The 20,337-nt window shown below is 55.6% G+C and carries 21 protein-coding genes, 1 pseudogene and 1 other annotated feature; of the genes and pseudogenes, 7 read left to right on the plus strand and 15 right to left on the minus strand.

Annotated elements, in window-relative coordinates; genetic code table 11:
- Positions 1–33: 33 nt before the first annotated feature.
- On the minus strand, positions 34–1,494 hold the full coding sequence (gene cls / locus FKM52_RS06670) for a cardiolipin synthase (RefSeq protein WP_141175414.1): 1,461 nt from the start codon (positions 1,492–1,494) through the stop codon (positions 34–36).
- Positions 1,495–1,649: 155 nt separating this feature from the next.
- On the opposite strand from cls, the gene FKM52_RS06675 reads away from it, so the two are divergent.
- Positions 1,650–1,823 carry a YciY family protein gene (locus tag FKM52_RS06675; RefSeq protein WP_141175415.1) on the plus strand — a complete coding sequence of 58 codons (174 nt, stop codon included), beginning with the start codon at positions 1,650–1,652 and terminating at the stop codon, positions 1,821–1,823.
- 77 nt (positions 1,824–1,900) lie between these two features.
- On the opposite strand, the gene FKM52_RS06680 is transcribed toward FKM52_RS06675, so the two are convergent.
- Together FKM52_RS06680 and FKM52_RS06685 are read right to left on the minus strand one after the other, a co-directional pair.
- Positions 1,901–2,155, minus strand: a complete 255-nt coding sequence (locus FKM52_RS06680; protein WP_246085505.1) for a biofilm development regulator YmgB/AriR family protein — start codon at positions 2,153–2,155, stop codon at positions 1,901–1,903.
- A 386-nt stretch (positions 2,156–2,541) separates the two neighbouring features.
- Positions 2,542–2,838 (minus strand): YciI family protein, encoded by a 297-nt coding sequence (locus tag FKM52_RS06685; protein WP_141175416.1) that lies wholly within the window; start codon positions 2,836–2,838, stop codon positions 2,542–2,544.
- A gap of 209 nt (positions 2,839–3,047) precedes the next feature.
- On the opposite strand from FKM52_RS06685, the gene tonB reads away from it, so the two are divergent.
- Positions 3,048–3,779: a TonB system transport protein TonB gene (tonB, locus tag FKM52_RS06690; protein ID WP_141175417.1), complete on the plus strand. Its 732-nt coding sequence runs from the start codon at positions 3,048–3,050 to the stop codon at positions 3,777–3,779.
- Positions 3,780–3,826: 47 nt separating this feature from the next.
- On the opposite strand, the gene yciA is transcribed toward tonB, so the two are convergent.
- The 4 genes from yciA to FKM52_RS06710 form a co-directional block, all read right to left on the minus strand.
- Entirely contained in the window at positions 3,827–4,246 is a 420-nt protein-coding gene (gene yciA, locus FKM52_RS06695) for an acyl-CoA thioester hydrolase YciA (protein ID WP_141175418.1), read from the minus strand.
- 54 nt (positions 4,247–4,300) lie between these two features.
- Complete coding sequence (locus FKM52_RS06700; protein ID WP_141175419.1) at positions 4,301–4,837, minus strand: septation protein A; 537 nt, start codon at positions 4,835–4,837, stop codon at positions 4,301–4,303.
- Positions 4,838–4,900: 63 nt separating this feature from the next.
- Complete coding sequence (locus FKM52_RS06705; RefSeq protein WP_141175420.1) at positions 4,901–5,638, minus strand: YciC family protein; 738 nt, start codon at positions 5,636–5,638, stop codon at positions 4,901–4,903.
- A 25-nt stretch (positions 5,639–5,663) separates the two neighbouring features.
- Complete coding sequence (locus FKM52_RS06710; protein ID WP_141175421.1) at positions 5,664–6,083, minus strand: YkgJ family cysteine cluster protein; 420 nt, start codon at positions 6,081–6,083, stop codon at positions 5,664–5,666.
- Positions 6,084–6,489: 406 nt separating this feature from the next.
- Between FKM52_RS06710 and FKM52_RS21650 the strand changes: the two genes are divergently transcribed.
- On the plus strand, positions 6,490–6,666 hold the full coding sequence (locus FKM52_RS21650; RefSeq protein ID WP_160250183.1) for a hypothetical protein: 177 nt from the start codon (positions 6,490–6,492) through the stop codon (positions 6,664–6,666).
- 214 nt (positions 6,667–6,880) lie between these two features.
- Here FKM52_RS21650 and FKM52_RS06715 read toward each other — a convergent pair whose 3' ends face one another.
- From FKM52_RS06715 to FKM52_RS06745, 6 genes and pseudogenes are all read right to left on the minus strand, one after another.
- The gene (locus FKM52_RS06715) at positions 6,881–7,195 is read right to left on the minus strand and encodes a BON domain-containing protein (protein ID WP_141175422.1); all 315 of its coding nucleotides are present in this window, start codon (positions 7,193–7,195) and stop codon (positions 6,881–6,883) included.
- Between the two features lie 145 nt (positions 7,196–7,340).
- Complete coding sequence (trpA, locus tag FKM52_RS06720; RefSeq protein WP_141175423.1) at positions 7,341–8,144, minus strand: tryptophan synthase subunit alpha; 804 nt, start codon at positions 8,142–8,144, stop codon at positions 7,341–7,343.
- Positions 8,144–9,334 (minus strand): tryptophan synthase subunit beta, encoded by a 1,191-nt coding sequence (gene trpB, locus FKM52_RS06725; RefSeq protein WP_141175424.1) that lies wholly within the window; start codon positions 9,332–9,334, stop codon positions 8,144–8,146. Before trpB ends, trpA begins: the two co-directional genes overlap by 1 nt.
- 45 nt (positions 9,335–9,379) lie before the next feature.
- On the minus strand, positions 9,380–10,741 hold the full coding sequence (trpCF, locus tag FKM52_RS06730; protein ID WP_141175425.1) for a bifunctional indole-3-glycerol-phosphate synthase TrpC/phosphoribosylanthranilate isomerase TrpF: 1,362 nt from the start codon (positions 10,739–10,741) through the stop codon (positions 9,380–9,382).
- Positions 10,742–10,743: 2 nt separating this feature from the next.
- Positions 10,744–12,336: pseudogene (gene trpD / locus FKM52_RS21930) on the minus strand (bifunctional anthranilate synthase glutamate amidotransferase component TrpG/anthranilate phosphoribosyltransferase TrpD).
- Positions 12,336–13,898, minus strand: a complete 1,563-nt coding sequence (locus tag FKM52_RS06745; RefSeq protein WP_141175428.1) for an anthranilate synthase component 1 — start codon at positions 13,896–13,898, stop codon at positions 12,336–12,338. The pseudogene trpD and the gene FKM52_RS06745 overlap by 1 nt, the downstream one beginning before the upstream one ends.
- Before the next feature lie 24 nt (positions 13,899–13,922).
- Positions 13,923–14,019: a sequence feature (Trp leader region), on the minus strand.
- Positions 14,020–14,171: 152 nt separating this feature from the next.
- Here FKM52_RS06745 and rnm point away from each other — a divergent pair.
- Positions 14,172–15,056 (plus strand): RNase RNM, encoded by an 885-nt coding sequence (gene rnm / locus FKM52_RS06750; RefSeq protein ID WP_141175429.1) that lies wholly within the window; start codon positions 14,172–14,174, stop codon positions 15,054–15,056.
- Between the two features lie 13 nt (positions 15,057–15,069).
- Complete coding sequence (locus FKM52_RS06755) at positions 15,070–15,690, plus strand: L-threonylcarbamoyladenylate synthase (protein WP_141175430.1); 621 nt, start codon at positions 15,070–15,072, stop codon at positions 15,688–15,690.
- Between the two features lie 27 nt (positions 15,691–15,717).
- Here the strand turns inward: FKM52_RS06755 and FKM52_RS06760 are convergent, their stop codons facing one another.
- Positions 15,718–16,347: a trypsin-like peptidase domain-containing protein gene (locus tag FKM52_RS06760; protein WP_141175431.1), complete on the minus strand. Its 630-nt coding sequence runs from the start codon at positions 16,345–16,347 to the stop codon at positions 15,718–15,720.
- A 629-nt stretch (positions 16,348–16,976) separates the two neighbouring features.
- Positions 16,977–17,300, minus strand: coding sequence for a DUF5862 family protein (locus tag FKM52_RS06765; RefSeq protein ID WP_141175432.1), 324 nt, complete (start codon positions 17,298–17,300; stop codon positions 16,977–16,979).
- Positions 17,301–17,891: 591 nt separating this feature from the next.
- Between FKM52_RS06765 and rluB the strand changes: the two genes are divergently transcribed.
- Together rluB and FKM52_RS06775 are read left to right on the plus strand one after the other, a co-directional pair.
- On the plus strand, positions 17,892–18,791 hold the full coding sequence (gene rluB, locus FKM52_RS06770) for a 23S rRNA pseudouridine(2605) synthase RluB (protein ID WP_141175433.1): 900 nt from the start codon (positions 17,892–17,894) through the stop codon (positions 18,789–18,791).
- A 179-nt stretch (positions 18,792–18,970) separates the two neighbouring features.
- Positions 18,971–20,332, plus strand: a complete 1,362-nt coding sequence (locus tag FKM52_RS06775; RefSeq protein WP_141175434.1) for an MFS transporter — start codon at positions 18,971–18,973, stop codon at positions 20,330–20,332.
- Positions 20,333–20,337: the final 5 nt, after the last annotated feature.

Below are 20,337 nucleotides of genomic sequence, written 5' to 3' on the forward strand. Positions count from 1 at the left end.
TGCCCGCAGGCGTGGTCGCATTTGCCGCACCTTTTACAGTAACGGGCTGAAGAAGTAAAACAGTCGTTCAACGATTCGCTGCCACCATGCGCGATGGGCCCAGCGTCTGGCGTCCACCAGGCGGGAACGGGCAATATAATCATCCTGCACGTGCGCCAGATCGCTGCCGAAACCGTCATCGTCAATTACCAGCGTAATCTCAAAGTTAAGCCACAGGCTGCGCATATCCAGATTTACCGTACCGATCAGGCTAAGCTGCCCGTCGACCAGCACGCTTTTGGTATGCAGCAGGCCGCCTTCAAACTGATAGATTTTTACCCCCGCCTCCAGCAGTTCGGTAAAGAAGGCGCGGCTGGCCCAGCCGACCAGCAGCGAATCATTGTGCAGCGGCACGATGATGCTTACCTCAACGCCGCGTAACGCGGCGGTGCAGATGGCGTGCAGCAGATCGTCGCTGGGAACAAAGTAGGGCGTAGTCATAATCAGCTGTTCGCGCGCTGAATAGACCGCCGTCAGCAGCGCCTGATGAATCATATCTTCAGGAAAACCGGGGCCGGACGCGATTACCTGGATAATGTGTCCGCTCTCCTGCTCGAACGGCATAATATTGGTATCCGGCGGCGGCGGCAGAATGCGCTTGCCGGTTTCAATCTCCCAGTCGCAGGAGTAGATGATTCCCATGGTGGTAGCTACCGGCCCTTCCATACGCGCCATAAGATCAATCCACTGGCCGACGCCGGCGTCCTGTTTAAAATAGCGTGGATCGACCAGGTTCATGCTGCCGGTATAGGCGATATAGTTATCGATCAGCACCACTTTACGATGCTGGCGCAAATCCATGCGGCGCAGAAAAACGCGCAGCAGGCTGACCTGCAGCGCCTCCACCACGTCGATACCGGCATTGCGCATCATCGCCGGCCACGGGCTGCGAAAGAAAGTGACGCTGCCCGCCGAATCGAGCATCAGCCGACAGTGAACGCCGCGCCGCGCCGCCGCCATCAGCGATTCCGCTACCTCGTCCGCCAGGCCGCCCGGATGCCAGATATAGAACACCATCTCAATATTATGGCGCGCCAGCTGAATATCGCGGATCAGCGCCTTCATGGTGTCATCGGTGCTGGTCAGCAGCTGTAGCTGGTTACCTTTAACTCCGGCAATGCCCTGACGATTTTCACACAGCTGAAACAGCGATCGCGCCACGTCGCTGTGCTCGGTAGCGAAAATTGAATGGCAGTTTTTTAAATCATTCAGCCACTTGGCCGTTGAAGGCCACATAGTGCGCGCGCGCTCCGCCCGGCGCTTCCCCAGGTAGAGCTCGCCAAAAGAGAGGTAGGCGATAATTCCCACCAACGGCAGGATATAAATAATCAGCAGCCAGGCCATTGCTGAGGTAACCGCGCGGCGCTTCATTAAAATACGCAGCGTTACGCCCGCAATCAGCAACCAATAGCCAAAAAACAGTAGCCAGCTGACCAGAGTATAAAATGTAGTCATTAAGTGGAAATCCTGTTCGCGCTTTGATGGATGAAGTGTACGTGGAGATGGCTGAGTGCGAAACCCTTTGTCGGCGTCCGGCGACGGCGAAGGATGTTGTCACGCGCTAAATGGGTTTATAATGCGCCGCGTTGTTATGCAATCAGGTATTTGTTATGAGGCGGAGCAAAAACGAAGTTGCTCGCTGGCGCATGTTGCGTCAGGTTCAGCGCCGGCGTTCGCGCTGGCTGGAAGGGCAGTCGCGTCGTTACCGGCGTATCCATGTTATCCGGCATCGGCTGGCGCAGCAGCAGCGCCGTTCAGTGCTGTTTATTCATAATCAGTTCTGACGATGTTAACAAGGGAGCGTCCGGCTCCCTGTCTGCTGTTCAACGGCAAACTATCATCCGGCACACCGCCGTAACCATTAAAATCCCTCTTGCGGCGTCGGCTGGATAATCGTCTCCAGCGCCCGGCGATAAATATTGCACAGTAAGGTATCTTCTTCCGTTTCAAGCTTTTCAAGCAGAGCCAGAATAATATCTTTATTACCGAAGGCGCTTTTAGTGCTGGCCAGCTCGCTGCAGATCGCCGCAATCACCTCTTTTTCGCTGCTGGATGGCGCTACAGACGTTGCGAAATATTGAGAAATTTGCGACTCCGTAGTGGAAAGCTGTTGCATGCTAAAACCCCATAACATGGCGCGCCGCCTGGCGCGTTAAAAAGCACTACGGCTGGCGGCGCATAAATAAAACGTGCTAAAAGCGGGCGAGGCCGAGCTTTTAGCGCTGAGCTGGCGCGTAATTTATTGCTGCCGGATAAAGTTATACAGCAAAATTTAAGTTGTACAATTTAACGCTGAGCAATTTGTGTGGTCGGATGAGTGCGCTGCCGTATGTCGCTACGGTAAGCCAGGGCGGCGGGCAGGAACCGCGAGGATAAGAAAGCTGCCGGAGTGGGGAAGCGCTGTCCGGCAGATTGCAGGTTGCACTAAGCGAGCGGCGAACAAAGCGTACTGAAAACAGCGAGCCAGACGCATCCGCTGCGCAACAGCGGGGCATTCCCGGTTTACATAGCGCGTCGGAACGGTTTAACCGCCACCTGCCTGTAGACGCCAGCGGCAATGTAAGGATCGTCTGCGGCCCAGGCCTGTGCCGCTTCCAGTGAAGGGAACTCCGCAATGACCGTTGAGCCGGTAAATCCCGCGACGCCAGGATCGTTACTGTCAACCGCAGGCATAGCGCCAGCGACAATCAGGCGCCCCTCATCCCGCAGCAGCTGCAGGCGGGCAAGGTGAGCCGGACGCACAGCCTTACGCTTTTCCAGCGAATCGGCATTGTCTTCAGCATAAATGACATACAGCACGATAGTTACTCCTGTAGGGGGGCGGGTCAGTTTGACAGCTACGTTAAGTTATCGTAACTACTTGTGCAAATGAAAAGATACGGCAATGTTGACCTGTCGCAACGAACCGGGTTTTTACACTTTTTTCTGATCCGCAGGGTGGCTGAGTTGTTGAAACTGATTGCTATTTGCATTTAAAATCGATGCTTCACTTAATCAATCGAATAGTTATGACAACGCTGACGACTCCTTTACCTCGCCGCTTATCAATACCCGTATTGCTTTCAGTGGTGCTGCACGGCAGCGTGATTGCCGCTTTGCTTTATACCTCATTTCATCAGGTGATTGAAGCGCCTGAAACCTCGCAGCCTATCAGCGTCTCGCTGGTAGCGCCTGAGGTGCAGCCGGAACCTCAGTCTGCGCCGCCGCAGGCCGCGCCGCAACCGCAGCCTGAACCTGAACCTGAGCCGGTACCGGAGCCGCCGAAACCGGAACCGGTAGCGATACCCAAACCTAAGCCGAAGCCGAAACCAAAGCCGGTTAAAAAAGAAGTGGTTAAGCCGCGTAAAGAGGTGAAACCGCATCCTGAACCGCGTCAGGCTTCGCCGTTTGACAATGATCGCCCGACATCGGCCTCGTCCCGTCCATCCACCGCGCCGACGCGATCCACTGCGCCTTCGCGCGCCATATCAACCGGTCCGCGGGCGCTGAGCGTAGGCAAGCCCGCCTATCCGGCGCGCGCTTTTGCGCTGCGCATCGAAGGGCGCGTTCGCGTTCAGTACGATGTGGATAGCGATGGGCGGGTTGATAATATCCGTATTCTTTCCGCCCAGCCGCGCAATATGTTTGAGCGTGACGTTAAGCAGGCGATGAGAAAATGGCGTTACGAAAGCGGCAAACCGGGCAGCAACCTGACGATGACTATCGTGTTCCGTATTAACGGCGGCGCCAGTATCGAATAGCGCTGGCTGCTGAAAAAAAGGCTGCCCCAGGGCAGCCGTTTTTTTATCTACTCCGCCGACTGGAAGTGGCTTTTTCCGTCAGGAAGCGGGCGCGATTTTCCTTCTGCATCAACCGCGACGTAAACGAAGCTGGCCTCCGTGGTGCAGTAGCGCTGGCCCAGCGGCTCGGAAGAGACTTTTTTAATCCAGACTTCGACATTAATCGTCATCGAGCTGCTGCCGGTGCGGATACAGCGGGCGTGGCAGCTGACCACGTCGCCCACCGCAACCGGTTTAAGGAAGGTCATGCCGTCCACGCGCACCGTTACTACCCGGCCTTCGGCGATCTCTTTCGCCAGAATCGCGCCGCCGATATCCATCTGCGACATCAGCCAGCCGCCGAAAATATCCCCATTGGCATTGGTATCCGCCGGCATAGCCAGGGTACGTAACACCATCTCGCCTTGCGGCTTGCGATCGTTATCCATTGCTCAGTTCTTGTCAGGTAATAAAAGCCCGGCGCTTAGCGACGGGCGAAACGTTTATTTTTGCTGTTGCGGCATCAGACGATAGATATAGATACCGCTTATCAGAGTAAACAGCAGCGTCAGCCCGGTAAGGCCGAATACCTTAAAGTTAACCCAGAACGCCTGCGGCAGCCAAAAGGCAACGTAGATATTCGCCGCGCCGCAGGCGAAAAAGAAGATAGCCCAGGCGATATTCAGCCGGCGCCATACCGGCTGCGGCAGCTGCAGCTCTTTACCCAGCATCGACTGGATCAGTGGTTTTTCCATAAAGAACTGACTGTAAAGCATAGCCAGCGCAAACAGGACATAGATGACCGTAACTTTCCACTTAATAAACTCATCGTTGTGGAAGATCAGCGTCAGGGTGCCAAATACCGCAACCAGTACGAAGGTGATGATGGTCATTTTTTCCAGGCGACGATACATAATCCAGCTGGCTACCAGCGCGAGGCCGGTAGCCACAATCAGCGCCCCGGAGGCGACATAAATATCGTATAGCTTGTAGAAAACGAAAAAGACGACAAGCGGAAGAAAGTCGAGTAGTTGTTTCATAGTTAATTCCAGATGGCGCTTGCAGGTAACAACGTAACGGCATAGCAGCTATGCCGTTCGCGTTTAACGCAGCAGCATATAAAGACGGAACAGGTAAATGATCAGAATTGCCGATACCAGGTTGCTCAGGGCGTTAACCACTATTGCAGCGACGTTGGCGGGCAAAACGGCAAACGAGGCGGCCATCAGCAGCAGCGCCAGCTTGGCCAGTATCCAGACCAGCACCGCCGGCGAAATCAGCTTAATATTCGCCCAGGCGAGGCGGGAGCTGGCGCGCATCGCCGCGATAACTCCGCTTTTTTCCGTAGCCAGAATCACCGGGGCCAGCGAAAACAGAATGCCCAGCAGCAGGCCGGGGATAACCAGCGCCATAAAGCCCAGCTGCACCAGCAGCGTGATAAGAAACGTCAGCAGCAGCAGGCGCGGCAGTAAAGGCGCGGAAGCGCCGATAGCGCGCAGGGCGCTGATGCGCTGGCCTGATGAAACCAGCTGAATCAGACAGAGCATCCCGCCAAGCAGCAGCGTATTGCCCACCAGCGACGCGAGGGTGCCGGCGGCTGAAGCGTGCAGCAGAACCTGCTGCTGTTCAGGCGTCATATCCTGAATGATTTTGATCAACGATCGGGTCGTGCCGTCATCTCCTTCGCTCAGAATAGAGAGCTGGGCAGCGTCTGGCGTTAGCGCATGATTAAGCATGACCGTGATAAATGAGGTCAGCAGCGCGATCAGCACAATAGTTACCAGCTGATGGCGTAAAAAATTACCCGTGTCACGGTATAGCGAGCCCGCCGTGATGGACATGTACACTCCTTTGATAATAACCGGTTTACAGATCCGGCGATTGTACATGGTCTGACGCGGAACTGGCACCCAGACTTACATAACTTTCCGTAACTGACGGCAGGCCGGCGGGAAACAGCGGCGGCAGGCCATATTTTGCCCGCGCCCGATCGCAGGCTTCATTCCAGACGCCATTCTCGCCCGACATGGCAAAATCGCGGCAGGGGGTAGGACGGTTTTCATAAATGCCGCAGGAGACGCACTGGCCTGGTTCGCCCTGTAACGCGACACAGCGCGGCGCGCGCGCATTGGTGCCGCGCATATTGCGCATCAGCAGATTAAGCGGCTCGGTCATGGCGGCAGGCACCTGCCCACCGGCATCGTCAGCTTCGGCCCAGTAAAAGGAAACGCGGAAATGGGCGCAGCAGGCGCCACAGGAAACACAGGGATTCACAATATCGCTCATTTGATCGCCCGCCCCTCCGAGGCATCGAACCAAAATCACACGGGAAGAAGAGCAAAATAATCCTTTCGCTTTTTTCCCGCAACGTAAATCTTATCATTATGCATGATAATTTTTAACATTTATAACAAGCAGAGCAGCGGATGCCCGTGCTTTTATTTTAAATTCAAGCGCATTTTAAAAAAAAGCATGAGCTGTCATTTACCAGCTGAAAGTTAGCCGTACATGCCGGATTGCGGAGATGGCGCCGCTTCAGCAAGCCCGGTTAGTTTGCTGTAGCCAGCAGAACAGGATAATTGTCTGATTTAGCCTGGATCTGAACGGCACCGGGCCAGGCGGTGCGCCGGCCCGAAGCGTTAAAACTTGTGCTATAGATCACGTTATATTTCAAGCGAAACCGGAGGCGTTTATGACACTGGCGTTAAAAAGTGATCTACTGGTAGGGGCGGTATTGGTGGAGGTGCTCCGACAGCATCCTGAAATTAAGCTGGATGGCGATTTTGTCGATGCGGTCATTGAAATGGGCGAAGCGCTGTGTGAAAAGTTTCCGCGCGAGGCGGAAAAAGTAATTAAGCCTGCGGTTTAAGGGGGCATTTTGCAGTTATTTTCTTTTGTCAGGCGGACAGGAAAACGAACGACAGTGTCGGGCAATAACCAGGTAGAGATTTAACGCAAAGGGCCGTTAACAGCACTGTTCTGCCCGTAACGCCTGATGTGAAATCATCGTTGGGCGCGGGGCGAACCGCTATCGAGAGCACCGGCGTCTTTCAAGGCCGCGCTACCGCGGCCTTAAAGCCGGCTTATTTAATCTGCATGTTGTTAACCACGGATTTCACGCCAGGCACGCGACGCGTTACTTCCACCGCATGATTCGCCATCTGCGGCGAAGAAACAAACCCGCTCAGCTGCACGCGTCCCTTAAAGGTTTCCACATTAATCTCACGCGCCTTCAGCGTCTCATCGCGCAAAAATTCCGTTTTTACTTTCGTCGTCACCACGGTGTCATCGATATAGCCGCCGGTACCTTCCTGTTTCGACGTTGGCGCACAGGCGCTCAGCAACAGAGCGACGGCGGCGGCGGCGACTGTACCGCTAAATAATTTCTTCAGTTTCATCCTGCTACTCCCTGTTTAAAAAGGCTGTTACCGTTTCGATAAACGGCGTGCTAAGTGTGGTTGAGGGTAGCGAAAAATACAAATCAGACCGGGGAAAAAAGATGTGGATAAAGAGTGCCTTACCTGATGTAAGGCACGAGGAAACCTAGCGCGTGGCCGCCTTCAGCGCGCTGACGAATTGCTTCAGCTCGGCCAGCATGGTCGCCGGCTCGGCGTGATGCCGTTCAATGATTTTCACAATGGCCGAGCCGGAGATCGTGCCGTCGGCGCCGCAGGCGATCGCCTCTTTTACCTGCGCCGGTTCGGAAATGCCGAATCCCTGCAGGGTAGGAGCGGCGTTATACTCGCGTAGCTTATCCACCAGATGCTTCAGCGGCAGGCTGGCGCGATTTTCCGCGCCGGTTACCCCGGCACGCGACAGCAAATAGATGTAGCCGCGCGCGTGTGAGGCGATAGCGCGCAGCAGATCGTCATCGGCGTTAGGCGGGCAGATGAAGATCGGCGCGATATGATGACGCAGCGCCGCCTGGCGGAAGGGGGCGGATTCCTCTATCGGCACATCGGCAACCAGCACTGAATCGACGCCCGCCTGCGCGCAGCGGGCATAAAATTCATCGATGCCGTTGGTAAACACCAGATTGGCATACATCAGCAGGCCAATGGGCAGATCGGGATATTTCTGGCGAATGGTCGCCAGCATCTCAAAGCAGTGTGCGGGCGTGGTGCCGGAGGCAAAGGCGCGCAGCGTGGCATTCTGGATAGTGGGGCCGTCGGCCAGCGGATCGGAGAAAGGGATGCCCAGCTCCAGCGCGTCCGCTCCCGCCTCTACCAGCGCATCGATAATCTGCAGCGAAAGCGCCGGCGTGGGATCGCCCAGCGTGACAAACGGAACAAAGGCGCCTTCTTTATTGGCCTGCAGGCGTTTGAACAGTTGCTGATAACGTTCCATTAGATTTCTCCCTGCGCTGTCAAAATATCGTGAACGGTAAAAATATCTTTATCGCCGCGTCCGGAAAGGTTCACCACCAGCAGCTGCTCTTTGTCCGGATGCTGGCCGATTATTTTCAGCGCATGCGCCAGCGCATGGGAAGATTCCAGCGCCGGAATAATGCCCTCCGCGCGGCACAGCTTTTTAAAAGCATCCAGCGCTTCGTCATCGGTAATTGAAACATAATCGGCGCGGCCAGTACTGTTCAGATAAGCGTGCTGCGGCCCGACGGAGGGGAAATCGAGACCGGCAGAAACCGAATAGGACTCTTCAATCTGCCCATCTGCGGTTTGCATCATCGGTGATTTCATGCCGAAATAGATGCCGACGCGTCCATGCTTCAGCGGCGCGCCGTGCTCGCCGGTTTCAATGCCGTGCCCGGCAGGTTCAACGCCGATCAGCGCCACATCCGGCTCATCGATAAAGTCGGCGAACATGCCGATAGCGTTCGAACCGCCGCCGACGCAGGCGATAACCGCATCCGGCAGACGACCTTCCGCCGCCAGCATTTGCGCCTTTGTCTCTTCGCCGATCATGCGCTGGAATTCACGCACGATAGTGGGATAGGGATGCGGCCCGGCGGCGGTGCCCAGCATATAGTGCGCTTTTTCGTAGCTGCCGGACCAGTCGCGCAGCGCCTCGTTACAGGCATCTTTCAGCGTGGCGGAGCCGCTGTGTACCGGGATCACCTCGGCGCCCATTAGCCGCATGCGGAATACGTTGGGCGACTGACGCTCGACATCCTTCGCGCCCATATAAACACGACACTTAAGGCCCAGCAGCGCGCTGGCAAGCGCGGAGGCGACGCCGTGCTGGCCCGCGCCGGTTTCCGCTATAATCTCCGTTTTTCCCATGCGCTTCGCCAGCAGCGCCTGACCCAACACCTGGTTGGTTTTATGCGCGCCGCCGTGCAGCAGATCTTCGCGCTTCAGATAGAGGCGGGTTTTCGTGCCGGCGGTCAGGTTGCGGCACAGCGTCAGGGCGGTAGGACGGCCGGCGTAATTTTTCAGTAAATCGGTAAACTGCGCCTGAAAGTCCGCATCGCGTTGGGCGCTGACAAAGGCTTCTTCCAGCTGACGCAGCGCGGGCATCAGAATCTGCGGCACATACATACCGCCAAATTCGCCAAAGTAGGGATTAAGTAGTGTCATATGCGTGGTTTTCCTTTTAGCCGCCCGCAGCCCGCGGGCGTTATTTCAGTAGGCGCGCAGCGTTTGCAACACGGCGGCGATTTTTTCTGCATCCTTGACGCCCGGCGCGCTTTCAACGCCGGAATTAAAATCGAGTCCGGCGCAGCCCAGCTGCGCGGCGGAAACGCAGTTATCCGCGCTCAGCCCGCCCGCCAGCAGCACGTTATCCAGCGGCTGGCCCGCCAGCAGCGTCCAGTCGAAATGCTGCCCCGTGCCGCCGGCGCCGTTATCCAGCACGTAGCGTGAAACCTGCTGCAAATTACGCGGCGGCAGCGTATCGCCGACGCGCAGCGCTTTCCAGATCGCCGTATTTTGCGGCAGGCGCAGGCGCAGCGCATCGATACAGGCCTGATCTTCATCGCCGTGCAGCTGAACCGCACAGAGTTGCAGCGTTTCTGCACAAGTGACAATGTCACTAATGGCGGCATCGCGAAACACGCCGACGTAGCTGAGCGGCGCGGCGGCCGCGATCTGCTGCGCCTGGGCGAGCGTCAGCTGACGCGGCGAGCCGGCGGCGAAAATCAGTCCGCCGTAAACCGCGCCCGCCTGCCAGGCCGCCTGCGCATCTGCGGGTTTGGTCAGGCCGCATATTTTGTTCTCGCCAAACAGCACGCGCCGCACCGCCAGATGCAGGTTCTCTTCGCCCATCAGCGCTGAGCCGATCAAAAAGCCGTTGGCAAAGCGGCTGAGCTCACGCACCTGTGCATAGCTGTTAATGCCCGATTCGCTAATCACCGTTACGCCGTGTCCGAGGCGCGGCGCCAGCTGGCGCGTACGATCGATATCAACCGACAGATCGCGCAGGTTGCGGTTATTGATGCCCACCACTTTCGCGTCCAGCGCCAGCGCGCGTTCCAGCTCCGCTTCGTTACTTATCTCGGTCAGGATACCCATCTCCAGGCTGTGTGCGACGGCAGCCAGCGCGCGGTACTGCTCATCATCCAGCACCGACAGCATCAGCAAAATCGCATCCGCCTGATAGTGGCGCGCCAGATAGATCTGAAAGGGATCGATAATAAAATCTTTGCACAGCACCGGCTGGGTGATAGCCGCGCTCACCAGCGGTAAAAAATCGAAGCTGCCCTGAAAATATTTCTCATCGGTAAGCACCGAAACCGCCGAGGCGTAATCTTTATAAACCTGCGCGATTGCCAGCGGATCGAAATCCGCGCGGATGACCCCTTTGGAAGGCGAAGCCTTCTTACACTCCAGAATAAAGGCGGTGCGCGCGCCCTGAAGCGCATGATAAAAGCTGCGTGTGGAAGGCGTCAGCTGCTGCTGAAATGATGCGAGCGGCTGCGCCTGTTTACGCTGTTCGATCCATAGCGCTTTATCTCTGACGATATGATTCAGTACGGTTTCCTGCATCTTTAGCCTCTTGCTGCTAATGCGACCACGCGTTCATAGGCCTGGCCGCTGGCGATAGCGCTCAGCGCCCGTTGGGCGTTCTCGCGTAAATCTTCATTGCCGAATATTTTCAATAGCATAGCTACGTTAGCCGCTACCGCATGCTGGTGCGCGCGTTCGCCTTTACCCTGGAGCAATTGCGCCAGAATGTCACGGTTTTCTTCCGGGGTGCCGCCCGCCAGCGCCTCTTTAGGATGATAAGGCAGGCCGAAATCCTCCGGCGTCAGCTGATAACTGGTAATGTCGCCGTCGCGCAGCTCCGCCACCTGCGTGGCGCTGTGTACCGCAATTTCATCCATGCCGCCGCCGTGTACCACCGCCGCGCGCTGATAGCCCAGCACGCGCAGCGTTTCCGCGATTGGCAGTACCAGCTCCGGGCTGTAGACGCCGATCACCGCCAGCGGCGGGCGCGCCGGGTTGATCAGCGGTCCCAGCACGTTAAACAGCGTCCGGGTTTTAAGCTGCTGGCGAACCGGCATCGCATGACGGAAACCGGTGTGATACTGCGGAGCAAACAGAAAACAGACGTTAAGGTCATCCAGCGCCTGCCGCGCCTTTTCCGCCGGCAGATCGAGACTGATGCCGAAGGCCGCCAGCAGATCGGATGAACCGGACTTGCTGGATACGCTGCGGTTGCCATGCTTCGCCACTTTTAAACCGCAGGCGGCGGCGACAAAGGCGCTGGCGGTGGAGATATTAATACTGTTGCTGCCGTCGCCGCCGGTGCCGACGATATCGGCAAAGGCGTAGCCGGGGCGCGGAAAGGGCCGCGCGTCGGCCAGCAGCGCCGACGCTGCGCCGGCAATTTCCTCCGGGCGCTCGCCGCGGACTTTCATCGCTATCAGCACCGCCGCCAGCTGCGTCGGCTCCAGCTGGCCGGTAACGATCGCCGTAAACAGCTGGTGGCTTTCCGCCTGCGTCAGGGGCTGCGCCTGATATAACTTCTCCAGAATATGTTGCATCGCGTGCTCCTCCGCTTATGCCAGCGCCCAGGCCAGAGTTTGTTCCAGCAGGCGCGCGCCCTGCGTGGTCAGAATAGATTCGGGGTGGAACTGAAAACCGCACACCCGGTCGGCATCGTGCCGTACCGCCATCACCATCCCGTTGTAAGTGGCGTTGACCGTCAGCCCGGCGGGGATATCGCTGCCTGCCAGCGAGTGATAGCGCGCTACCGGTAACGGGTTGCTTAAGCCGGCGAACATCGCCTGCCGGTCGTGATGAATCGCCGAGGCTTTACCGTGCAGTATTTCGCCCGCCTGGCCGACGCGCCCGCCATAAGCCTCCACAATCGCCTGATGGCCAAGGCAGATGCCGATAATCGGCAGCTGTCCGCGCAGCCGCTGCAGCAGCGCGGGCATACAGCCCGCTGCCGATGGCGTACCGGGACCGGGCGACAGCATCAGTATCGGCGTTTCCATCTGTTGCAGCCGCGCTATCAGGGTATCGACCGCCACGGTATTACGGTAAATCACTACGCGATGACCAAAGGCGCGTAGCTGATCGACGAGGTTCCAGGTAAAAGAATCGATATTATCGAGCAGCAGGATATCGGCCATCAGAAACTCTCCTCGCAGTGATGGGCGCTGGCAATGGCGCGCAGTACGGCGCGCGCTTTGTTGCGGCTTTCGTCCGCTTCCGCCTGCGGCTGCGAATCCAGCACCACGCCCGCGCCAGCCTGTACGGTGGCGATGCCGTCTTCGACGTAAGCCGACCGGATAACGATGCAGGTATCGAGATCGCCGCTGCCGGTAAAGTAGCCGACGGCTCCGCCGTAGGCGCCGCGGCGCGTGCCTTCGACGCCGGCAATCAGCTGCATGGCGCGTACTTTCGGCGCGCCGCTCAGCGTCCCCATATTCATACAGGCGCGGTAAGCATGCAGCACGTCGAGATCGTGCCGCAGCGTGCCCACCACGCGTGATACCAGATGCATAATAAAGGTGTAGCGATCCACCTTGGTCAGATCGGCCACATAACGGCTGCCGGGCTCGCAGATGCGCGCCAGATCGTTACGCGCCAGATCTACCAGCATCAGATGTTCCGCCAGCTCTTTATGGTCGGTGCGCATCTCCAGCTCGATACGACTGTCCAGATCGCGATCCAGCGATCCGTCGGCATGACGCCCGCGCGGGCGGGAGCCGGCGATGGGGTAGATCTCAATTTGCCGGGAGGCGGCATCATATTTCAGCGAGCTTTCCGGCGAGGCGCCGAACAGAGTGAAGTCGCGGTCCTGCATAAAAAACATATAGGGGCTGGGATTATGACTTTTTAATGTGGCGTAGGCCGCCAGCGGCGAAGGACAGGGCAGGGAGAAGCGACGTGACGGCACCACCTGGAAAATTTCGCCGCAGCGAATCGCCTGCTGCATGGTGCGCACCACCTCGCAGTAGGCTTCATCGCTCTGGCTGCAGCTTAACGCCATCTGGTCGACGCGCTGTACCGGCAGCGGCTGAGCAGGCTGCAGCATTTGCTCATGCAGCTGGCGCAGGCGGCGCTGCAGACGCTGAAACTCGCCGGTTGACGGGGCGAACAGGCTGGCCTGCAGGCGCGCGCTTTGCTGCTGATGATCCAGCACCAGCAGCGTTTCCGCCAGGTAAAAGCAGTAGTCGGGGCAGCGTTGATCGTTGCGCAGTTCAGGCAGCGGCTCAAAGTCCGCTACCAGATCGTAGGCGAACAGCCCGCCGAGCAGCATGGCCTCGCGCTCGTGCTGCGGCGCGGCTACCAGTTGTGAAATCAGGCGCAGCGCGTCGAATACCGACAGCGATTTCAGCCGTGAATCTTCATCCTGAGCGGCGTCGGTAGCGGGAAATACCAGCGTCCGGCTGTCAGGGTGGAGATGATTCTCCACCGCCTCCGGCAGCGCGGCGTCCAGCAGCGGCAACAGCTGTCCGCCGTTTTCCGACAGCGCCTGCACCGTTACCTGATTGCCCAACGCGGTAATGCGCAGCGCGCTGTCGACGATCAGCAGGCTTTTCAGGTTACGCTTGCTGTCGATATCCGCTGATTCCAGCAGCAGAGTCGCCGGACGTGCGCCGCACAGCTGATGAAAAACCGCGGCAGGATCTTCGCGGTAGGGCGCCGAGCCGGTAATCAGTTTTAATTGTGGTTTTGCATTCGACATAATCGGTTCTCTGAATTGCGCTCAAAAAAAAAGCCCGCTTCGGCGGGCTCAGGTATCAGCATATGATGAGTACAGATGCGTGATGTCGTCGCCCTTCCGCAGAAGCGCGCCACCAGCAAAACATCAGGTTCTGACTGAACGTCATCATCATATCTACCCTTGCGTGAACTTGTGTACTAGTTAACTGGTTCAGGCTCTGAATGTCAATACTTTTTTATAGGGCGGTTAATCCGCTATGATGCGCCTGACTTTATTTGTTTCTCAGGAGTTATTTTGACCGCGACAACGGCGATAAGCGCCTTTCCTGTTTATGATCTGCACAGCCATACCCGCGCGTCTGACGGTTTACTGACGCCGGAAGCGCTGGTGCAGCGCGCCGTTGAGATGCGCGTCGGCGTACTGGCGATCACCGATCATGACAGCGTGGCGGGGCTGGCCGCCGCCAGAGAAGCGATTGCCGCGCATCAGCTGCCGCTGCATCTGATTAACGGCGTGGAGGCCTCCACGCTGTGGGAAAATCATGAAATCCATATTGTTGGACTGGGAATCGATCCCGTTCATCCGGCAATGACTGAATTTTTAGCCGGGCAGACGGCCTGCCGGCTGGCGCGCGCGCAGCTAATGGGCGAACGGCTGGAAAAAGCGCATCTTCCCGGCGCGCTGGCAGGCGCGCTGGCGCTGGCGGAGGGCGGCGCGATAACGCGCGGACATTTTGCCCGCTGGCTGATTGCGCAGGGCAAAGCGGACAATATGGTGCAGGTGTTTAAGCACTATCTGGCGCGCGGTAAAACCGGCTATGCGCCGCCACAATGGTGTACAATTAAACAAGCCGTTGATGCTATTCATCATTCTGGCGGTTATGCGGTGTTGGCGCATCCCGGTCGCTACGATCTCTCTGCTAAATGGCTGAAGCGCCTGATTGCGCATTTTGCCGAAAGCGGAGGCGATGCGATGGAGGTGGCGCAGTGCCAGCAGTCGCCAAACGAACGCAGCCAGCTGGGACGCTATGCGCAGGAGTATCAGCTTGCCGGCTCCCAGGGCTCCGATTTTCATCAACCCTGTCCGTGGATCGAGCTGGGCAGAAAGCTGTGGCTGCCGGGCGGCGTAGAGGCCGTTTGGAACCGCTTTCCATCCCTGATGCCCTCTGCGGAGAGGTGATAAGAGGTTAGCTATGAGTCAGATTTTTCATATTCATCCCGATAATCCCCAGCCGCGCCTGATTAGTCAGGCTGTGGATGCGCTGAATAAAGGGGGCGTGATTGTTTATCCTACCGATTCCGGCTATGCGCTGGGCTGTCGGCTGGAAGATAAAAACGCCATGGAGCGCATTTGCCGCATTCGCCAGCTCGACGGCAACCATAACTTCACTCTGGTGTGCCGCGATCTTTCCGAACTCTCAACCTATGCGCACGTGGATAACAGCGCGTTTCGCCTGATTAAAAACAACACGCCGGGCAGCTACACCTTTATTCTGAAGGGCACTAAAGAGGTACCGCGCCGCCTGATGAACGATAAGCGTAAAACCATCGGGCTGCGCGTGCCCTCCAATGCGGTAGCGCTGGCGCTGCTGGAGGCGCTGAACGAGCCGATGATGTCCACCTCGCTGATGCTGCCGGGAAATGACTTTACCGAGTCCGATCCGGAGGAGATTCAGGATCGCATCGGCAAGCTGGTGGATCTGATTGTTGACGGCGGTACGCTGGGACAGCAGCCGACCACGGTTATCGATCTCACCAGCGATACGCCGGAAGTGGTGCGTGAAGGCGTGGGCGACAGCCGTCCCTTCCGCTAACAGCCGACCGGCGCAAGGCCGGTCGTTTTATCCCGCAATTGAAGCGTCAAGCCAGGCTTTAAAATCAGCGTAAGGAATATAAAGCGATACATCCTTCAGGATCACCTTATTGCTGCGGCGGTTTTTTATTTCATTGCTGTAGCCAATAATAACGCCGCCAATCGAATCATCCTGATTATAGACAGCCCCGCCTGACATACCCTGAACTACGCCCGCATTGGAGGCCATCGCCATGCAGGGCGCTTTATTCCAGTCGTTGCGGATAGCGGTACGGGCGAGGTTGACGCCGCTGGAAGCAACCGGCATCGCAGAGATAAAGCTGTAGCCATACATCTTCACGCTGTCGCCGATACGGCTGGGACGAAACACCGGCAGCGTTTTCATCTCGTTTTTATGATACACGATCGCCAGATCGCAGTATGGGTGCCAGGCCTTCACCCGCTGCACCGAATATTTGGCCACGTGCGCCGCCGTCAGGCTATATTCAGGCGTCAGGGGAATGCTGGTGCCGAGCGTGCCAAGGCCTAAAACGGTAGGAATGCCGGTAAAGTTCATATCCACCCGCTTCATCGCCTCGCGGCTGTATTCATAGTGGCCGACTGAGCAGCCTGACAGCAACAGCGTCGCCGCCGTTGCCAGTAAAACACGGTTTTTCATTGGGTTAATAGCCTTTAGGGTACGCCGATAAATCCCTGGTGAAGATGAATGGCGTACAAGTCAGGCGCCTGCGTTAGCGCCGAATGCCGATTGGTATCGGCGTGATTTTGTAACAAACCGGAAAAATTTTTATTGAGATATAAAATGTCGCCTTCTGATGAGGCGTATTTGTATTTTTTTGAACCACAACTATTTTACCCGTTGTCGTATCAGAAACAACTGAGCCTTGATTCAGGTGTTTCTGCACGCCCGCCGGTTAGCGGCAGTCGTTAAAAGCCTGACAGGGTTATCGGTAGCAATACAGAAAACTACAGTCTTTGGTTGATGATAAGGAGGGATTATATTTTTATGTTCAGTAGCCGCTTAGCGGATTACCCGTTTTTTCAGCGCCGGGATTTGGGCTGTATCGATTTGTCGGGATAGGTTATGGGATAACTCTTAAGAGTTATTTCGCTGGAGGCAGTATTCCCACTGATTGAATTTCCCCATAAACCACCGATAAATTACTGGGTTTATGAGGAAAGAGTCATCACTGTTATAACTTTATGCTAAAAAGCTGTAATGCTTGCCGACAGAGGTTGACGATCAAAATATCAGATCTACCTCTCTGTATGGCAATATCAGTTTTATTAGCTGAACAGTGAGTGAGAAACATTTCCGGTACCAACAGATTCACGGTAATGAGCCAACGTATCTGCAATCATATCGCGCCCGAAAATTGCGCCACCGATCCCGCCAATAATACCACCGATAAACGGCGTAAGCGCATAGCCAACGAGCTGGGCGATCCCGCCAATGATAAATCCGCCTGCTCCCCCAAATTTACCCGCAATAGACATGCCGGTCATCGCGCCGTCACCTAATCCCCACAGGAAACCTTCCAGTGCTTCTTCCATTGATGCAACCACTGCACCAGAAATTTGCTGAGATTCGATTTGAGTTAATTCACGCATGTTTTTCCCCTTAATAGAATAATATTTATTTTTTCACTGCCGATAACCATTGTGTTTGCTGGCAGTGGGACAATTATGTGTTTTACGTATGATTAATCAATAGTGTTGGGAAAAACCTAAGTTTTACTACTTATCCATAATAAATTTTATTTCTGCTAAGAGTGTTTCCTGAAAGCTATTTTGATTAGCATCCATGGTAAATGTATGTGAGTTTTCCTGTTGCTATAGCGAATAAATGAAATGGCTGAATCAACGATATGTCAGTTATATCAGGTGAAGCAGAAGCGATCAATTATTCAGCAATGTGAATAAAGCATCATTACTTTTTTGAAATCTGCATTTTATATTATTAGCTCTGCTGGCAAATTTCAGCAGGAATAGTGGAGTCCTGACTGTGCCTCACAATCAACAAATAATCTTTCCCATCTATTTTTTATGGTGACTGTTGATTTCTTTCAGCTGTGGCGACAACGAGGGTTACACGCTAATAAAAACAATGTATAATGGCAATGATGTTTGGTTTTAATCCATTGAAATTAAAAGATTTTATTTTCCCACCGACGCCTGTGAAGGCGACAGCGAGGCCGCTCAATGAGCGAAAAGTTACAAAAAGTATTGGCGCGGGCCGGGCACGGCTCCCGTCGCGAAATCGAAGCAATGATCTCCGCCGGACGCATTAGCGTCGATGGCAAACTGGCAACGTTGGGCGACCGTATCGAACCCAACGCTATGGTAAAAATCCGTATTGATGGGCATATCGTCTCCATCAGTGAATCCTCCCAGCAGGTCTGTCGCGTACTGGCTTACTATAAGCCGGAAGGCGAGCTGTGCACCCGCAACGATCCGGAAGGCCGGCCTACCGTTTTCGATCGTCTGCCGCGTTTACGCGGCGCGCGCTGGATTGCCGTTGGGCGACTGGACGTCAACACCTGTGGTTTACTGCTGTTTACCACCGACGGCGAGCTGGCTAATCGCCTGATGCACCCCAGCCGTGAGGTTGAACGCGAATATGCGGTGCGCGTGTTTGGTCAGGTTGACGATGCGAAAATTCGTCAGCTCAGCCTGGGCGTGCAGCTGGAAGATGGTCCGGCCTCGTTCCGCACCATTAAATTCACCGGCGGCGAAGGGATGAACCAGTGGTACAACGTCACCCTGACCGAAGGGCGCAACCGTGAAGTGCGCCGTCTGTGGGAAGCGGCCGGCGTACAGGTAAGCCGCCTGATTCGCGTGCGCTACGGCGATATCACTCTGCCGAAAGGCCTGCCGCGCGGCGGCTGGACGGAGCTGGATCTGGCGCCGGTTAACTATCTGCGCGAGCTGGTGGGCCTGCCGCCGGAAAGCGTAAGTAAAGTGCCGGTGGAAAAAGATCGCCGTCGTACTAAGGCGAACCAGATTCGTCGCGCCGTGAAGCGCCATGCGCAGGTGGGCAATGTGCGTCAGGGCAATAACGCCAGCCGTCGCTCCAGCACGCGTAACAAGAGTAACGGTTAAATAGCGGTTCCGGCGGGCTGACGCCGGAACGCTTTCTTTTCCACTCCCTTCGCCTGTGATGTTTTTCACACTTTCGCCTAAAGACAAGAAACAGGAATTGCACGGACAAATAACGCAAAGTGATACGCCAGGCTGCGTCATATACTGTCGGCTCTGATAGCTAAAACAGGGAACCTGGAATGGAGAGCGCAGCGAAATTATCGGCAAGCTATGTGATCATCGGCGTTAAAGAAAAAACAGGTTATGGGCTGGGTGATTTTGCTTCTAATCTGTCATTTGGCTTTGTTTCTTTATTTTTACTGTTTTTCTACACCAATATTTACGGCATCAGCGCGGTGCAGGCCAGTGCGATATTTGTTATCGCACGAGTGATTGACGCGGTTTTTAATATTTTGATTGGTTTTGCCATCGATAAAACGCAGAGTAGATATGGTAAATTGCGTCCTTGGTTATTATATGGTTCGGTGCCGCTGGGTTTTTTAACCGTGCTCTGTTTTATGCCGTTCGGCGGAGAGGCGAAATTTTATTTTGCGCTGGCCTCCTATACCCTTTATTGCCTTGCCTATACCGCGGTCAACACGCCTTATTCGGCGTTAACCAACCGCCTGACGCAGCACGAAGCCTCACGTTCGTCGCTTTCAGTCTATCGTTTTGTGCTGGCGATCGTCGGTTATCTGATTGTCTCGACAACGGCTGACCTGCTGATTTCCCCGTTCCACAATAAACAGCTCGGTTATGTTTTCGCCGTCTCCTGTTTTGCGCTGCTGGCCACCTTTATGTTTCTTGCCTGTTTCGGGATGACCAAAGAGCGGGTAGGCGCAGAGGAAGAGGCGAGCGCGCCGACGCTGCGCGAAATGTTGCGCGCGGTATTAGGCAATACGCCGCTGATCCATCTGTCGTTATTTACCGTATTCTTCTATATCGCCTATACCGTATGGATGGCGATTGCCATTTACTTTATTAAATATATTATCGGCAGCGAAAGTTTTACCGCTACCTTCTTTATCATTCAGTCTGCGGCTTATATTACTGGAACCATTATTTCTGAAAAAGCCATTGCGCTAATGGGTAAAAAGCGTATGACGCTGCTGGCGTTATTGATTGGCGTGCTGGGAATGCTGATGCAATATTTTATCGCCGGCAATAATATCTGGCTGATTATGACCGGAGTCTGTCTCTACAGTATTACGCTGGGGATGGGGTTTGTCGCCATGTGGTCAATGATCGCGGACACCGTAGAGTATGCTGAATGGCATCACGGGGTACGCTCGGAAGGGGCGATCTACGGCTTCTTTAATTTCATTACCAAAATTGCGATGGCTATCGGCGGCGGCTGTGCGGGCTGGATGCTTGATTTCTATCACTACGATGCCGGGCATATTACCGCCAGCGCGATTAACGGCATCAACGTGCTGATGACGCTGTTCCCCGGCGCGATGTTTGCTGTCAGCGCCATCTTCGTCGCCTGTTATACGCTGGATGAGAAGACCTACCGCGATATCGTGCAAAAAATTAGCCTGCGTAAGCAAAACGCGCTTTAACCTCA

Source organism: Mixta tenebrionis (genome assembly GCF_006517625.1).
Classification (GTDB): Bacteria; Pseudomonadota; Gammaproteobacteria; order Enterobacterales; family Enterobacteriaceae; genus Mixta; species Mixta tenebrionis.

Excerpts from the sequence above, each read along its gene's own strand:
- cls (WP_141175414.1), bottom strand. The coding sequence starts at position 1,494 with ATGACTACATTTTATACTCTGGTCAGCTGGCTACTGTTTTTTGGCTAT.
- FKM52_RS06675 (WP_141175415.1), top strand. The coding sequence starts at position 1,650 with ATGAGGCGGAGCAAAAACGAAGTTGCTCGCTGGCGCATGTTGCGTCAG.
- FKM52_RS06680 (WP_246085505.1), bottom strand. The coding sequence starts at position 2,155 with ATGCAACAGCTTTCCACTACGGAGTCGCAAATTTCTCAATATTTCGCA.
- tonB (WP_141175417.1), top strand. The coding sequence starts at position 3,048 with ATGACAACGCTGACGACTCCTTTACCTCGCCGCTTATCAATACCCGTA.
- yciA (WP_141175418.1), bottom strand. The coding sequence starts at position 4,246 with ATGGATAACGATCGCAAGCCGCAAGGCGAGATGGTGTTACGTACCCTG.
- FKM52_RS06700 (WP_141175419.1), bottom strand. The coding sequence starts at position 4,837 with ATGAAACAACTACTCGACTTTCTTCCGCTTGTCGTCTTTTTCGTTTTC.
- FKM52_RS06705 (WP_141175420.1), bottom strand. The coding sequence starts at position 5,638 with ATGTCCATCACGGCGGGCTCGCTATACCGTGACACGGGTAATTTTTTA.
- FKM52_RS06710 (WP_141175421.1), bottom strand. The coding sequence starts at position 6,083 with ATGAGCGATATTGTGAATCCCTGTGTTTCCTGTGGCGCCTGCTGCGCC.
- FKM52_RS21650 (WP_160250183.1), top strand. The coding sequence starts at position 6,490 with ATGACACTGGCGTTAAAAAGTGATCTACTGGTAGGGGCGGTATTGGTG.
- FKM52_RS06715 (WP_141175422.1), bottom strand. The coding sequence starts at position 7,195 with ATGAAACTGAAGAAATTATTTAGCGGTACAGTCGCCGCCGCCGCCGTC.
- trpA (WP_141175423.1), bottom strand. The coding sequence starts at position 8,144 with ATGGAACGTTATCAGCAACTGTTCAAACGCCTGCAGGCCAATAAAGAA.
- trpB (WP_141175424.1), bottom strand. The coding sequence starts at position 9,334 with ATGACACTACTTAATCCCTACTTTGGCGAATTTGGCGGTATGTATGTG.
- trpCF (WP_141175425.1), bottom strand. The coding sequence starts at position 10,741 with ATGCAGGAAACCGTACTGAATCATATCGTCAGAGATAAAGCGCTATGG.
- FKM52_RS06745 (WP_141175428.1), bottom strand. The coding sequence starts at position 13,898 with ATGTCGAATGCAAAACCACAATTAAAACTGATTACCGGCTCGGCGCCC.
- FKM52_RS06755 (WP_141175430.1), top strand. The coding sequence starts at position 15,070 with ATGAGTCAGATTTTTCATATTCATCCCGATAATCCCCAGCCGCGCCTG.
- FKM52_RS06760 (WP_141175431.1), bottom strand. The coding sequence starts at position 16,347 with ATGAAAAACCGTGTTTTACTGGCAACGGCGGCGACGCTGTTGCTGTCA.
- FKM52_RS06765 (WP_141175432.1), bottom strand. The coding sequence starts at position 17,300 with ATGCGTGAATTAACTCAAATCGAATCTCAGCAAATTTCTGGTGCAGTG.
- rluB (WP_141175433.1), top strand. The coding sequence starts at position 17,892 with ATGAGCGAAAAGTTACAAAAAGTATTGGCGCGGGCCGGGCACGGCTCC.
- FKM52_RS06775 (WP_141175434.1), top strand. The coding sequence starts at position 18,971 with ATGGAGAGCGCAGCGAAATTATCGGCAAGCTATGTGATCATCGGCGTT.